10 protein-coding genes are annotated in these 14,245 nt (G+C 70.5%); 4 read left to right on the top strand and 6 right to left on the bottom strand.

What is annotated here, in order from left to right; all coding sequences use genetic code 11:
- Positions 1-99 precede the first annotated feature (99 nt).
- Together add and FRANCCI3_RS22560 are read left to right on the top strand one after the other, a co-directional pair.
- Complete coding sequence (gene add / locus FRANCCI3_RS22565; protein ID WP_011438812.1) at positions 100-1,101, top strand: adenosine deaminase; 1,002 nt, start codon at positions 100-102, stop codon at positions 1,099-1,101.
- A 43-nt stretch (positions 1,102-1,144) separates the two neighbouring features.
- Positions 1,145-2,272 (top strand): glycerate kinase, encoded by a 1,128-nt coding sequence (locus FRANCCI3_RS22560; protein ID WP_011438811.1) that lies wholly within the window; start codon positions 1,145-1,147, stop codon positions 2,270-2,272.
- Between the two features lie 45 nt (positions 2,273-2,317).
- Here the strand turns inward: FRANCCI3_RS22560 and FRANCCI3_RS22555 are convergent, their stop codons facing one another.
- Positions 2,318-3,118: a peptidoglycan recognition protein family protein gene (locus FRANCCI3_RS22555; RefSeq protein ID WP_011438810.1), complete on the bottom strand. Its 801-nt coding sequence runs from the start codon at positions 3,116-3,118 to the stop codon at positions 2,318-2,320.
- Positions 3,119-3,803: 685 nt separating this feature from the next.
- Between FRANCCI3_RS22555 and FRANCCI3_RS22550 the strand changes: the two genes are divergently transcribed.
- Positions 3,804-4,241: a hypothetical protein gene (locus FRANCCI3_RS22550; protein WP_232234815.1), complete on the top strand. Its 438-nt coding sequence runs from the start codon at positions 3,804-3,806 to the stop codon at positions 4,239-4,241.
- A gap of 100 nt (positions 4,242-4,341) precedes the next feature.
- Here FRANCCI3_RS22550 and ahcY read toward each other — a convergent pair whose 3' ends face one another.
- The 4 genes from ahcY to FRANCCI3_RS22530 all read right to left on the bottom strand — a co-directional run bounded on the left by ahcY (position 4,342) and on the right by FRANCCI3_RS22530 (position 10,277).
- A complete protein-coding gene (gene ahcY, locus FRANCCI3_RS22545) occupies positions 4,342-5,778 on the bottom strand; it encodes an adenosylhomocysteinase (RefSeq protein ID WP_011438808.1) in 1,437 nt (478 codons plus the stop codon).
- Positions 5,779-5,812: 34 nt separating this feature from the next.
- Positions 5,813-8,338, bottom strand: a complete 2,526-nt coding sequence (locus FRANCCI3_RS22540) for an efflux RND transporter permease subunit (protein WP_108913675.1) — start codon at positions 8,336-8,338, stop codon at positions 5,813-5,815.
- 367 nt (positions 8,339-8,705) lie between these two features.
- A complete protein-coding gene (locus FRANCCI3_RS22535) occupies positions 8,706-8,912 on the bottom strand; it encodes a DUF1918 domain-containing protein (protein ID WP_035729341.1) in 207 nt (68 codons plus the stop codon).
- Between the two features lie 144 nt (positions 8,913-9,056).
- The gene (locus FRANCCI3_RS22530) at positions 9,057-10,277 is read right to left on the bottom strand and encodes an acetyl-CoA C-acetyltransferase (RefSeq protein ID WP_011438805.1); all 1,221 of its coding nucleotides are present in this window, start codon (positions 10,275-10,277) and stop codon (positions 9,057-9,059) included.
- Positions 10,278-10,491: 214 nt separating this feature from the next.
- On the opposite strand from FRANCCI3_RS22530, the gene FRANCCI3_RS22520 reads away from it, so the two are divergent.
- A complete protein-coding gene (locus tag FRANCCI3_RS22520) occupies positions 10,492-12,441 on the top strand; it encodes a C2 family cysteine protease (RefSeq protein ID WP_023840015.1) in 1,950 nt (649 codons plus the stop codon).
- Between the two features lie 21 nt (positions 12,442-12,462).
- Here the strand turns inward: FRANCCI3_RS22520 and FRANCCI3_RS22515 are convergent, their stop codons facing one another.
- Positions 12,463-13,398 (bottom strand): universal stress protein, encoded by a 936-nt coding sequence (locus FRANCCI3_RS22515; protein ID WP_011438803.1) that lies wholly within the window; start codon positions 13,396-13,398, stop codon positions 12,463-12,465.
- Positions 13,399-14,245: the final 847 nt, after the last annotated feature.

Raw genomic sequence — 14,245 nt, 5'->3', positions numbered from 1 at the left:
CTCGACCACGTAAGTTTCAATCCACCGTCTTGCGGGTTCGTGGTTGTCCCCACGGGATGGGGAGACCGCCGGCCGCGCGGCCACGGAGGAAGGACTGTGATGCGGGATCTGCGTTCGCTGCCCAAGGGCCATCTGCATCTGCATTTCGAGCTGGGGATGCGGCCGTCGACACTGGCCGACCTGGCCGCCGCCGCGGGCGTTCCGACTCCCCGCACCACGGGGTTTACCGAGTTCGGGGGCTTCAGCGAAGTGATCGCCGGCATCCTGCCGGTCTTCCGCCGGCCCGAGGACTTCGAACGTCTCGTCGACGAAATGATCATCGATGCCGCGGATGAGGGCGTCACCTACCTCGAACCCAGCTTCTGGCCGTACGTTCATCTAGGCGTCTTCGGGAGCGCGGAGGCCGCCTGGGAGACGGTGCTGGCCCGATCGGATCAGGTCGGCGCGCGGTACGGGGTGACCGTCCGCTGGATGGCGGCCGTCGACCGGGTCTTCGACTCCCCCGAACAGGCCGTCTCCGTGGCCCGGTTGGCCCTGCGTTACGCCGATCGGGGCATCGTCGGCCTAGGGCTGCACAACGACGAGAACGGCTGGCCGCCGGAGCCGTTCATGGCGGCGTTCCGGATTGCGCGCGACGGCGGGTTGCTCTCGACCCCCCACGCCGGGGAACTCGACGGTCCCGCGTCGGTGCGTGGCGCCATCGAGACCCTGGATGCCGATCGTCTCCAGCACGGTATCCGCGCCATGGAGGATCCCCGACTCGTCGACACCCTCCTCGAACGAGGGACCTGCCTCGATGTCTGCCCGACGTCCAACCTGCTGCTCTCGGTCGTCCCGTCGATGGCCGAACATCCGCTTCCGGCCCTGCTGCGGGCCGGGGTGCGATGCTCGATCAACGCCGACGACCCGCTGCTGTTCGGGCCCACCTGTCTGGAGGAGTACGAGCTGTGCCGATCGGCGCTGGGCCTGACCGACGAGGAACTGGCCGCCTGCGCCCGCAGCTCGGTGGAATCCGGAGCCGCGCCGATCGAGGTGCGGACGGCGGCCCTCGCCGGCATCGATGCGTGGCTCGCCGACGCGGGATGTCTCGACGGCCGGTGACGCTCCGACGGCCGGTGACGCTCCGACGGCCGGTGACGCTCCGATGACGGGGGTACCGTCCCCCCACCGGCCCGCGCGGGTGGTCCTCGCACCCGACTCGTTCAAGGGATCGGCGACCGCGGCCGAGGTGGTCGCGGCGCTGGGCGCGGGCTGGCGCTCCGAGCGGCCCCGCGATCAGGTCGTGGGAGTACCGATCGCCGACGGTGGCGAGGGCACCCTCGACGTCTTCGCCGTCGGCGTACCCGGGTCGGAGCGGCACCCGGCACGGGTGACTGGTCCGGACGGGCGGGGCCACGACGCCGAATGGCTGTCGCTGCCCGATGGCACCGCAGTGATCGAACTGGCGAGGGCGAGCGGGTTGCCGCTGATGCGGGAACTCGATCCGTTGGGCGCGCAGACCGTGGGCCTCGGCGAGTTGGTCGCCGCCGCGATCGACGCCGGAGTCGACCGCGTTCTCATCACTTTGGGCGGTTCCGCCTCGACCGACGGTGGTACCGGTGCCCTCGCCGCGTTGGGTGCCCGGTTCCTCGACGCGGCCGGCCGGCCGTTGGCCGTCGGCGGCGGCGCCCTCACGTCGCTCGCGCACATCGATCTGACCGGGTTGCGGCCGGCGCCGGCCGGGGGAGCGTACTGTCTCGTCGACGTCGACGCGCCCCTGCTGGGCCCTGCCGGCGCCGCCGCCGTATTCGGGCCGCAGAAGGGTGCCGGACCCGCGGACATCACCCGGCTGGAGGAGGGGCTGCGCAGGCTCGCCCACCTGTTGGGTGGTGCTCCCGACGCCGCGGGAGCCGGGGCTGCCGGCGGCACCGCCTACGGCCTCGCCGCGGCCTGGGGAGCCGAGGTGGTCCCCGGCCTGCCGACGATCATCCAGGCGGCGGGCCTGCCGGCGGCCCTTGCCGGCGCCGACTGGGTGGTGACCGGCGAGGGCAGGTTCGACCGCACCTCGTTGTCCGGCAAGGTGGTCGGCGGAGTCCTCGCGCTGGCGCGGGACGCCGAGGTGCCCGTGCTCCTGGTGGCTGGGCGGGTTGACGCCCCCCGACCGGAGGGGGTCCGGGCCGAGATCGCCCTCGTCGATCTCGCCGGGGGGCCGGCCATGGCGATGGCCGAGCCGCTCCGGTGGCTGCGGAGGGCCGGCGCCGAGCTGGCCCGCCGGGTCACGACCGCCCGGTGAGCGGGAGCGCCCGGTGCGGGGGAGCGGCCGGGCCCGGTCTGTGGGTCAGACCCGGCGGTTCATCCCGGTGAGGAGGTAACCGATCTTACGCCAGGTGTTGGGCCCGCAGACCCCGTCGTCCGGGATGCGGCCGAACCACGGCGCGGCGTAGCGCTGTAGGGAGGCCACCCGGGCAGTGGTCCGTGGCCCGTACACGCCATCCGGCGTTATCCGGTTGGGATCACCGGTGGGGGCCTCATGGCCAAAGATGATGTTCAGGGCGTTCTGGAGCTCCACGACGTCCGGACCACGCGATCCCTCCCGCAGGGTCGGACGGTCGTCGTAACGGTGCCGGGGATCGGCGGCTGCGCCGACTCCGTTATGCCGCGCGGCGGCGAGGATGTCCCGGCGTCGGTTGGCCCGGATGTCACCCGGGCAATTGTGGCCTCCCCACGCCTGGCCGCCCATCCGGTGGGTACCGATACCGTAACCGGCGGGAGAGTCGGTGATCTCTTCCTGCCATCCGAACTCCCGCATCCCCCACTGAAAGAGCTCGCCGAGCCGGATGATTTGTAGGGGTGTGTAGTCCTCGGTCTCGTACCCTTCGCATTCGCAGGAGATCCAGTATGGATTTCCTGCCGCCTGGGCCCAGGCCCTCCGGTCGAAAGGAACGTACTGCTCGAAGTCGCCGCTCCTCGACAGCCACAGGTGTGAGCTGACCTGGCTGGCGGGGTTGTCGAACCAGCCGAACAGGGAGCCGCCGCCCACCTGGACGTGCGGGATGAGGCCTCGGGTGGGTTGGATCATCACTCCGGTCGTGTTCCGCACCGGACGGAAGCGGGCCGGCGGGTACAAGGTCGGTGCCATCGCTACCGGCTCTCCTTCCCACGTGTGTCGCCGCGACAGATCCTCGTCTGGGAAATCACGATTCCGGGCCGCTTCCTGTTCATGGGGTCATCAGGTCGGTTGACCGCTACAGTCATAGTTTCCAGCCGGAGTACCAGCATGGCCATAGTGCCGGGCTGCTGCGGAGAGGTCCGCATCGGGGCGGTATGCCCGGACATATGGTGAGTGGAAACCCTCCCGCTGGATCCCTGACAGGGGCCCGACCCGGTTCGGTGGTGCGCCCCAGGCACGGACAGCCGACGCCGCCGCGAGCCGCCATCCCTTCGACGCCTCGTCAACCCTCGGTATCGAGGGGCATACTGACTGTTTTTTGCAGATGTTTGCGGGAACCGCGGACCGGGCGGCGGAGCCCGTGTTTCGATGCCGCCTATATGGTTCTACCGCCTGTATCGTTCTAGCGCCTGTATCCTTCTACCGCATGATCGACCCGCAGCCGGGCTCGAGAAGGAGGCATTCAATGCGGTATGCCGTATCTTCCCCGCGACGAGTCGGACGGCCGTTATCCTCCGGAGCGCCGGGAGCACCGGAAGCGGCTGCGTCCGGAGGGTGTCGTCCCGCGCGGCGCGGTTCCCGGCGGGCGGGCCGGCGCGGCGGCGCGACCCGGACCACCCTGGCCACTCTGACCACCGCCGGGGCGACCCTCGCGGTGAGCGGCATCCTGGCTCTGGTGAACGCGGGCGCCGCGCAGGCCGGTGGAGCGACCTGGGCGAGCTGCCCGGGCGGGCAGGCGACGGAGGTCGGTGTGCCGGCGGCGGCCGGAGAGCCGAACAGACCCGCGACGTATCTCGACGCCGGTTTCTACGTCCATGTCGCCTCGTTGTGGCCGCCGGCCACGGCATCGCTGTGCCGGACCGGTCCCGGCCGGGGTGAGGAGGCCGGCGAGCCGATCTTCAGGTTCGGGCACCTGAGCTGCCCCGGCGGCGACGCGACCTTCGGTGTGCGCAGGCCCGCGGTACCGGACCGGGCGAGCGCCGACGTCCCGTCGGCGACCTGGGGGACCTACCTGCCGGCCGGCTGGTACAGCCTGGACGACCTGAGCGACCCGTCGTGGACGTCGGTTTGCTGGTCGTCCAGGAGACGCTGACCGATCCCGGCCGGCGAAGCGCCGATTCAGGTCGAAGCGCCGAATCCGGTCGATCGGATTAATCGGATTAACCGGAATCGGCGCGAGAGGACCGGACCGATCAGTAGCGGTAGTGGTCGGCCTTGTACGGACCCTCGACGGGCACGCCGATGTAGTCCGCCTGCTGCTTGGTCAGCTGGGTGAGCCTCACGCCCAGCGCGTCGAGGTGCAGCCGGGCGACCTTCTCGTCGAGGTGCTTGGGCAGCACGTATACCCCGACGGGGTAGTTTTCGGTCTTCGTGAACAGCTCGATCTGCGCGATCACCTGGTTGGTGAAGCTGTTCGACATCACGAAGCTCGGATGTCCGGTGGCGCAACCGAGGTTCATCAGCCGGCCCTCGGCCAACACGATGATCGAGTGGCCGTCCGGGAACACCCACTCGTCGACCTGCGGCTTGATGTTGATCTTCTCGATGCCGGGGGTCCTGGCCAGGCCGGCCATGTCGATCTCGTTGTCGAAGTGCCCGATGTTCGACACGATCGCCTGGTGCTTCATCGCAGCCATGTGCTCGGCATGGATGATGTTGAAGTTGCCGGTCGTGGTGACGAAGATGTCCGCCGTCGCGACGACGTCCTCCAGGGTGGTGACCTGGAAACCGTCCATCGCGGCCTGCAGGGCGCAGATCGGGTCGATCTCGGTGACGATCACCCGGGCTCCCTGGCCGCGCAGCGCGTCCGCACAGCCCTTGCCGACGTCACCGTAGCCGCACACCACGGCGACCTTGCCGCCGATGAGCACGTCGGTGGCGCGGTTGAGACCGTCGATGACGGAGTGGCGGCAGCCGTACTTGTTGTCGAACTTCGACTTCGTCACCGAGTCGTTGACGTTGATCGCCGGGAATGCCAGCGTGCCGGCCTTCGCCATCTCATAGAGACGGTGCACGCCGGTCGTGGTCTCCTCGGTGACGCCCTTGATGTTCTTCGCGGTCTCGGCCCACCGACCCGGCTTCTGCGCGATGGTGCGGCGCAGGGTCTCCAGGACGATCGCGTACTCCTCGCCGTCCGCGGCGTCCGTCGCGGGGACCGCGCCGGCCGCCTCGAACTGGGCGCCCTTGTGGACGAGCAGGGTCGCGTCGCCGCCGTCGTCGAGGATCATGTTCGGGGTGCCGCCGTCCGGCCAGGCCAGCGCCTGGTCCGTGCACCACCAGTACTCCTCGAGGGTCTCGCCCTTCCAGGCGAAGACCGGCACGCCCCGCGGGTCGTCCTTGCTGCCGTTCGGCCCGACGACGACGGCGGCGGCCGCGTGGTCCTGGGTGGAGAAGATGTTGCAGGAGACCCAACGGACGTCGGCGCCGAGCGCTACCAAGGTCTCGATCAGCACCGCGGTCTGAATTGTCATGTGCAGGGAGCCCATGATGCGGGCGCCCCTGAGGGGCTGGCTGGCCGCGTATTCCGCCCGGGTGGCCATGAGGCCGGGCATCTCGTGCTCGGCAAGCCGGATCTCCTTGCGGCCGAACTCGGCCAGTGCGAGATCCGCGACCTTGAACTCGAAACTCATGCCCTCTCCTTCGACGCTCGGGCGGCTGCCGAGCCTATACGGCGGATGTCTCGTCCCGGTTTCCACCCGCCATCGGCCGCGGCCGTGATGCGCCGGCCTTGGAACGGGTTTCTTGAGCGTCCCACATGTCGCCGTGTTGACGAAGACCCGGTCCGGTTCTGTCGACCGCCGGGCCCGGGTCGTCCTGGCGCGGCTGGTGCACCCAGCCGCGTTCGTCCGCCCAGATCAACAGGGGTGGGAGGACGACCAGCGCGGACAGCAGGGCGATGGCGACGTTGAGGGCGACCAGCAGACCGAAGTCACGCAGCAGCGGTAGGGAGCTGAAGGCCAGGACGGCGACCCCGATCACGGCGGCGAGCGCGGAGACCACGAAGGCGCGTCCGGTGCGGGCTGCGGTCTGGTCGACGGCCTCCTTCGGCGTCAGGCCGCGTCGACGCTCTTCCAGGTGGCGAAGCACGAGCAGGGTGGTGAACTCGCTGCCCAGCGCGATGACGAGCGGGCCGCCGACCGCGGTGAGCGGGCTGAGATCGACGCCGACCAGCCAGGCGATCATGGAGCTGAGCCCGACCGCGATCAGCACCGGCACCAGCGACAGGACCGCCCGGACGATGCTGCGGTGCCAGACCAGCAGCATGAGCAGGACGCCGACCAGCGCGAAGTAGGTCAGCTGGGTCCGGTTCTTCGTGAAGTTCTCCAGCAGCCCGGTGCCGACCACGACGAGGCCCGACGGGGTGGCGCGTACCCCTTGCGGCGGATGGACCGTGTCCCGGATGTCGTCGACGATTGCGGCCTGCCGTTCCAACGAGCCCGATCCGGTACGGAAGACGAGGTTGAGCGCGTTGTGGGCCAGGTTCACCGTGGCGCGCTGGAGGTCGGGCGGTGCCGCGGCGTAGCCGAGCCGGACGTCCTGACCCGTCGGCAGGACGACCGTCGTGTTCGGCACCTCCATCATGAAGCTGATGGTCGTGACGAGGCTCGACGCGGTCAGCAGGTCGGCCGGGTCCTTCGCGAGCCGGGTGTTCGCGAACTCGGCGAGGAAGGCGACGGTGGCGTCGTCGAAGACGTTCGGTGACTGGACGTAGATGCCCAGCTCGCTGGCGGATCCGGTGCTCGCGCGCAGCGTGTTGATGTTCTTGATGACCTGACCCTGCTGGTCGACCCATTTCTCCGGATCGGTCTGGATCTTCAGTGTGCCGTCGGTGACGATCCCGACGGCGAAGACCGCGACGGACACGGCGACGAGCGGGAGCGCGGTGATCCGTGGCAGGGACCCCAGGGTGATCACCGTCCGACCCAGCGGGCCGTGGGTGTAGTCCTTCGGGGGGGTCGGCCGGCGACGTTCCCGCAGGCCCAACGAGGCGGTGAGGAACAGGATCGTGGCGATGACGATCACCGGCAGGCCCAGGGCGAGCAGCGTGCCGAAGTCCCGGATCATCGGGACGTCGCTGAACTCCAGCGCGAGGAAGGACAGCACCGCGGCGACGGTGGCGACACTCAGCGCGGGCAGCAGCCCGGCCAGGGCCGCGGTGACGGGATGGCCGGCCCGGGCCAGTTGGGCCTCCTCCTCCACCCGGCTGTGGAGCTGGACGGCGAAGTCGATGCCGACGCCGAGCAGCACCGGCAGACCGGAGATGGTCACCACCGACAGCGGGACACCCGCGTAGCCGGCGAGGCCGAACGCCCAGATGAGGCCGACGGCGACGACGCCGAGCGGGAGCAGCCGCCAGCGCACCGCGAAGGCGACGAGCAGCAGGCCGGCCATCAGTGCCAGGGAGATGCCCCCGAGGGTGACGAACCCGCCGCGCAGGTAGTCGTTGAGGTCGCGCAGCAGCGCGGGCGCCCCGGTCGACATCGTTGTCGCATTATCGAACATGCGTTCGGACGCGGCCTTCTCGGCCAGGGTCGCGGCCTGGCCCTCGGTCGTGAGGGAGGCGTTGCCCCGCAGTCGGGTGACCATCTGGCTGGTGGATTCGGTCGGGAAGAACGGCTTGATCGACTTACGGATGGCACCCGTGTTGTCGCGGAGCAGGAAGGAGACCCAGGCCGGGTTGTCGTAGACCCGCTCGGCCACCGGGATCGCCTGCATCCGCCGCAGTGTCGTGACGGAGTCGGCGAGGCGCCGCTGGGCGGAGACCGGATCCGGATCGCGGCGCTGGGCACCGAGCAGGATCTTCCCGGCGGGGCTGTTGACGGGATTGCCGTCCGGGCTCGTGACCAGGTTGTTCGTGAACTCCAGCGCCGTGAGCGGGGTGATCACCGATTCGATCCGGTCATCGGCGTCGAGGCTGGCCTGCAACTCCCGGAACTGGCTGATGTTGCGCTTGGTGAATAGGTCCTCGAGTCGTTCGCCCTTGTCCAGGGTGAACAGCGTGACCATCGCCTGGCCGCCGAAGAGGGACTGGTAGGCGACGTTGTCCCGGGCAACCTGGGAGTCGGGGTTCAGATAGTTGTCCTGGCCGGTGGTGAATTCCAGCCGGGTGGTTCCGAACCCCAGGGCGGCGGTGACGAGCAGCGCCACGACGGCGACGATGCCCGAGCGCCGACTGACCGTACTGACCATACGGGCGAGTGCCGCCGATGGCCCGGACCGGCGGTCCGGGCCCGACCCGTGCTCCGGTTCCGAGGTGCGGCCTGGCTCCGACCGGTGTTCGGGCCGGCCGGGATGATCGGCTGGATCGTCGGTGGAGGGGGAAGGCGTCGACATCGGTCACGCTCCGGAGTTATCCGCGTTGCCTCCGGATCGACGCGCGTTACCTGTCGGTCCGACGGCTGTGTCCCTGCTGTATAGCGCAGCAGGTCACACCGCCTGAAGGCCCCGGGGCAGCCGATTTCGCCGGAAAATGTTTCAGGCGATCAACACGCCCCGGGCCTGGCTCCCCGGGCTCGGCTACCGTCGCCATCCTCTCCGGGGTCGGACGTGCCCGGGGTCAGACGCCCGCGGACTCCCGTGACGGTCGGAGTTCGACGAGCGAGTCGTAGCTCGGGAAGAAGAGTCCCTCGTGCCCGTCATCCCAACGCACGACGAACGGCGGGCCTCCGTCCTCGCCGCGTACCTCGACCACGGTCCCGTGTCGTTCCGGGCTGCCCACCGTGCGGCCGTGGACGACGAACCTCTCTCCGACGGATGCGAACATCATGATGGTCGACCTCCCTGCCGGGCGATCCGGTCTGCTCTGCCTGGATGCTCCGGTGACCGATCGCATGCGCGTGCTCTTTCTGCCTAGCACGGAGCGTCGGTCGCGGCAGACCCGAAGCCCGAAAGGTCGCGAACTCCCGGTTCAGGACAGCCGCTCGACGACCAGCGCCATGCCCTGCCCGCCGCCGACGCACATTGTCTCCAGGCCGATGGTCGTGTCGGTGGTGCGTAGTCCGTTCAGCAGGGTGGTGAGTAGCCGGGCGCCGGTCATCCCGAACGGGTGACCGAGCGCGATCGCGCCACCGTGCACATTCAGCTTCGCGACGTCGAGCCCGAGCGCCCGGTAGGTCGGGATGACCTGCGCCGCGAACGCCTCGTTCAGCTCTACCAGGTCGACGTCGTCGATCGTCATCCCCGCCCGGGCCAGGGCCCGCCGGGACGCCTCCACCGGGGCCAGGCCCATGATCTCCGGTGACAGTGCGCTGACGCCGGTGGAGACGATCCGGGCCAGCGGGGTGATGCCGAGCTCGCGGGCCCTGGTGTCGCTCATGACGATGACCGCGGCGGCTCCGTCGTTGAGCGGGCAGGCGTTGCCGGCCGTGACGGTACCGTCCGGGCGGAACACCGGCCTGAGAGCGGCCAGCGCCCGCATCGTGGTTCCCGGCCGGGGACTGTCGTCGCTGTCGATCACCCCGCCGTCGGGCAGCGGCACCGGAATGATCTCCCGCTTGAAGAAGCCGTCCGCGACGGCCCGCTCCGTCAGGTTCTGCGAGCGGCAGGCGTACTCGTCCTGTTCGAGGCGGCTCACACCCGCGAGCTGGGCCACGTTCTCGGCGGTCTGCCCCATGGCGATGTAGACGTCGGGCAGCTCGCCGGCCGCCCGGGGATTCGTCCAGGGCGCGGACCCCGCCTGGGCACGGGCCGCCGTACGGGCCTGGGCCTCGCAGTAGCGCGGGTTCTGGGTGTCCGGCAGGCTGTCGCTGTTGCCCCTGACGAAGCCGCTGACGACCTCCACCCCGGCGGCGATGAACGCGTCACCCTCTCCCGCGCGCACGGCGTGCGCAGCCATCCGCAGAGCCTGCAGGGAGGATGCGCAGTACCGGGAGACCGTCGTGCCGGGAACGGTGTCGAACCCGAGGCTGACGGCAACGACGCGGCTGATGTTGTGTCCCTGTTCGCCTCCGGGTAGCCCGCAACCGAGGATGAGATCGTCGATGTCGGCCGGGTTGAGGGCCGGAACCTGGTCCAGGGCTGCCCGGACGATGATGGCCGCGAGGTCGTCGGCCCGCATCCCCCGCAGCGAACCCTTGAACGCCCGCCCGATCGGTGATCGGGTTGCGGCGACGACAACGGCCTCGGTCACATGCCCTCCCAGTTCTCGGTGTTCTTGGTGTTCTTGGCGTTCTCGGTGTTCTTGGCGGCAGGGTCGCGGAGGCCGTGGTCCCTGCGGCCAAATGATCAAAACCCTAACGCGGACGAGCGCCCGCGGTCGCGGGTGGCCGAGCCGACGCGGCGAGGGGGACCCGTCGGGTTACGCTTTGATCATCCCGTCGCCAGCGAGCCGGATGGCGTGCCCGATGCGAGCAGACCTTGGTACACCCCGTGATGTCGCGGCCCTCGCCGCGGCCGCGGGCGAGCTGCGCGAGTGCGCCGCCCGGCTGCGCCGACTCGTCCCGGAGGTGGCCGGGGTGCTGGCCGGTGCGCGTGCCGCCGACACCCCGCGGGCATGGCGGTCACCGTGGCGGATCCGGTGCGCCGCCCGGCTGGACGACTGGCAGCGGGCGCTTGACGTCGGCGCCGGGGTGCTGCGCGATCGGGCCGGGCTGCTCGACTGGCTCGCCGAGCGGTACGACGAGCGTGCCCACGCCTTGCGCCTCGGTCTAGGCGCGGCTGCCGTGGTATCCGCCGACGAGCTCGCCCGGCTGCGCCGGTTCGACGCGTCCGGCGGCGTCGGGAACGACCCACGGGTGTGGATGCTGGCGCACGGACTGGCCACCGGTGGCGTCGAGGGCGATGCCGGGGGGAGGGAGGACCTGCCCGGGGCTATCGGAGGCTCCGGCGATGCCGGCGACGCTGGGGGCAGGCCCGCCGTGAAGGTCCCGATTGACGAAACCGTTCTGTTCGATCCGGTCCTGCTGGGCGTCCTGTCCGACCGCCTGCGGGCGGCGGGCGACCGGTCGGCCGCCCTGGCCCGAGCCGTCGCCGCGGACGGGGGACGGTTGAGCCGGCTGCCCGATCCGTTCGGCGGCGTGGACTGGTCCGATCCGCACTGCCTGTTCGGGGAGCGCAAACCGTCCGCTCCGGCTGGCCTGCTCGGTCTGGCTGGCTCGTCCGGACGGGACGACCCCGTCGGGTTCGGACTGCACGCGGTCGCTGTCGGAGCGCCGGCCATGGCGCGCGGCATCGACCGGCGGATGGCGCGTTTCGCCGCGGCCGAGCTGGTCGCCCGCATCGGCACGGATCCGGCGACGGTGACCGTCAATGATCTGACGGCGATCAGCGTTCGGCTGGCTGGCCTGTCCGCGGCGATGCGCCAGGCGGTCATCTCCCGGCTGCGCGGCCGGCCTCTGGCGGTCCTTGCCGCGGTGGCCGCCCGGGTGATCGAAAATCCGAGCCCCGGCATCCTTGGTTACCTGCCGGCGCTGGCCGACCTCACCGACGCCCTGATCGCCGGGGCCTCCTCGGCCATGATCGGAGACGTCCTGCTGGCCTTCCCATGGCTCGAACCCGGCTACCCTGTCGTCCGCGGACGCCCCGGCGAGGTCGTGGCGGTCGACCGCACCGGCGACCCGACGGTGCGTGACGGGATCAGCCCGAGCGATGTGGGGCAGGGCGGCGTCGCCGACTGCTACCTCGTCGCGGCGCTGATCGGCATCGCCCGCCAGGATCCCGGACTACTCGCGGAGCGGCTGCGGGCCAACCCCAACGGTACTGTCACGATCATCATGCACCCCCGCGGACCGGCCGGCGCCGGCGTGGGCGTCACCGTCACGGCCAGCCTGCCCGCTCGTCGGGTCCAGCCGCCGTACGGGCGATCGGAGGACGAGGCACCCGGGCCGCGGGCGCCGGGCACCTCCCGGTCGCGTGCGGCTGGGTACGAGGAGGTCGCGATGGACGGCGACGACGCGGCGGGACGGCCGGAGCTGTGGCCGGCGCTGTACGAGAAGGCCTACGCCCGGCTGCACGGCGGCTATCCCGCCATCGAATTCGGAAATGCGGCGACGGCCCTGCGGACGCTCACCGGGCGATCGGCGCACGTGTTCGCCGCCCACGAGGCGACCGTTCCCGCCCTCGGGGAGCTCCTCGCCGACGGCGAGGTGGTGATCGTGACCACCCGGCGTCGAACCCGGCCCGGCGGACTCGTCGCGGCGCACGCCTACACCCTGCTCGCCGTGGACGTGGCGCGCCGGCGGGTGCTGCTGCGTAATCCGTGGGATCCGGCGCCCGGGCAGAACAACGAGCGGTGGTACGCCTGGGACGGGATCCTCCCGGATACGCATGCGGTCGTGCACGGCCCGACCCGTTAACGGTCGGTGGCTGCCGCCCCGCTACCGCTGCCGAATGATCGCCACCGGGGTGGGGCAGTGAAGCATGCACTGGTGGCTGACCGATCCCAGCAGCAGCTCGGCGAAGCCGCCGTGACCGCGGGCGCCGACGACGACGAGATCGCACTCGCGACCCTTGACGATCAAGGCCTGGGTGGCCGAGGCGGGCAGCACCACGGCCCGTAGGTCCAGTCCGGCCGGCAGCTGGCCGCGGTCGCGGACGCCCGCGATGGACTCGTCGAGCACGGCCCGGGCCTGGTCCTCCAGGGCCTGGGTGATCTCCCCCGGTGCCTCGGCGAACGGCAACGGGATCGCCGCGAGCCAGGCGTGCACGGCGATCAGCGGAACCCCGCGCAGTGCGGCCTCCCCGGCGGCCCAGGCGAGGGCCGACAGTGCGTTGGGGGAGCCGTCCACACCCACGGCGATCGGTCGGGACGGTCGGGACGGTCGGGACGGTCGGGACGGTCGGGACGGTGCGCCGGCCGGGGTCGTGCCTTCGGCGGCGGTCGCGCCCGAGCCGGCGGTCGCGGCCTCGACGTCACCGCGGGCGATCACGATCGGAACCGTGGCGTGTACGGCGACGGAGGCACTGACCGACCCGATCCGCAGCCGGTGCAGCAGCCCCTGCCCCCGGGCGCCGACCACGATCATGCGGGCGTCGCGGCCGACCGTCAGCAGGGCCTCCGCACCCGGCAGGTCCACGGCCTGCTCCGTTACGGAGACGATCGATCCCGGTGGCGTGACCGCCGTCACGGTTTCGTGCAGCGTCCGCTCGGCCGCCTGCGCCAGGCCGGCACGCATCCCGGGCTGGGCCGGACCACGGGCGAAGCCGATCACGGCTTGGATGCCGCACCCCTGCCACTCCGCCTCGGTGAACGCCCAGCGCAGCGCCGTGTGGGAGCCCTCGGAACCATCGACCCCGACCACGATGTCGGCCATCGTCCGCCTCCTTCGAAGCCCGGTCCGGGATACCCGGCTGGTCGGCCGGGAACCCCGTCCGCCCGCGGGGGAGGCCAACGCGGGGGAGGCCAACGTGGAGTGGAGCTGCCCGCCGATCAACAGCTTCCGGTGTTGTTTTCGTGTGTTCGGGCCAGGTGAACCCTACGTTGGACCATCCTTCCCACCCGTCGGCGTGATCCATGGTGAGAAGTGGTGAATGGTTGGGTCACCGGTCCCCGGTAACCCCGTCGTCGGACCGGAAGCCACTGGGCGCCAGCCGCTCCCCTGCCGTGATCGATCGATAAGACGACGAGGTACGACAATGGAGGTCCACGATCTCTGTTGTCGGTGACGGTGGTTGGCGTCCGTTGTGTGGCGGCGGGTCGATCGGGCGAGGTGGCTGTTCCCGTCCGGCCTCGCCGGGCAAGGACGAAGAATGCCGTGACCGGGCGGTCCGGTTTCTCCCGGTGTTCCGGTTCCCGGCGATTTTTCTTGTGCGCCGAGTCCCGTCGTAGTTCCGGATACCGGTGGGCCGGTTCAACCGGTGAGCGCGCCCGGACTTTCCTCCGCACGTGCCGTGGGCAGGATGTACTCGGGCGCGGTCACCGTGGCGGCCATCCCTCCGGCCATCCCTCCGGCGAGGTGCGGGGGGATCCTCCACGCCGCCGAGTCCTCCTCCCCGGGGATGCAGTCCCGCCGGGTGACGCGGTAATAAGGAATTGAATATGACGGATTAAAAATCGATTTCTGGTGTCACCCGATGAGGTTGAAGGCAGGGAGAAGAACTGCTCGGGAGGTCTTTCCGGATGGCCCGGTGTGGCCTTTTCGTGGCCGCCGGCCCCATCTT

Origin of the sequence: Frankia casuarinae (genome assembly GCF_000013345.1) — a bacterium.
Classification (GTDB): domain Bacteria; phylum Actinomycetota; class Actinomycetes; order Frankiales; family Frankiaceae; genus Frankia; species Frankia casuarinae.
The sequence above is the reverse complement of the archived record's forward strand: the minus strand, read 5'-3'. Positions and strand labels throughout refer to the sequence as shown.

Bases quoted from the DNA above. Each gene is read 5' to 3' on its own strand.
- add (WP_011438812.1), top strand. From the start codon at position 100: ATGCGGGATCTGCGTTCGCTGCCCAAGGGCCATCTGCATCTGCATTTC.
- FRANCCI3_RS22560 (WP_011438811.1), top strand. From the start codon at position 1,145: ATGACGGGGGTACCGTCCCCCCACCGGCCCGCGCGGGTGGTCCTCGCA.
- FRANCCI3_RS22555 (WP_011438810.1), bottom strand. From the start codon at position 3,118: ATGGCACCGACCTTGTACCCGCCGGCCCGCTTCCGTCCGGTGCGGAAC.
- ahcY (WP_011438808.1), bottom strand. From the start codon at position 5,778: ATGAGTTTCGAGTTCAAGGTCGCGGATCTCGCACTGGCCGAGTTCGGC.
- FRANCCI3_RS22540 (WP_108913675.1), bottom strand. From the start codon at position 8,338: ATGGTCAGTACGGTCAGTCGGCGCTCGGGCATCGTCGCCGTCGTGGCG.
- FRANCCI3_RS22535 (WP_035729341.1), bottom strand. From the start codon at position 8,912: ATGTTCGCATCCGTCGGAGAGAGGTTCGTCGTCCACGGCCGCACGGTG.
- FRANCCI3_RS22520 (WP_023840015.1), top strand. From the start codon at position 10,492: ATGCGAGCAGACCTTGGTACACCCCGTGATGTCGCGGCCCTCGCCGCG.
- FRANCCI3_RS22515 (WP_011438803.1), bottom strand. From the start codon at position 13,398: ATGGCCGACATCGTGGTCGGGGTCGATGGTTCCGAGGGCTCCCACACG.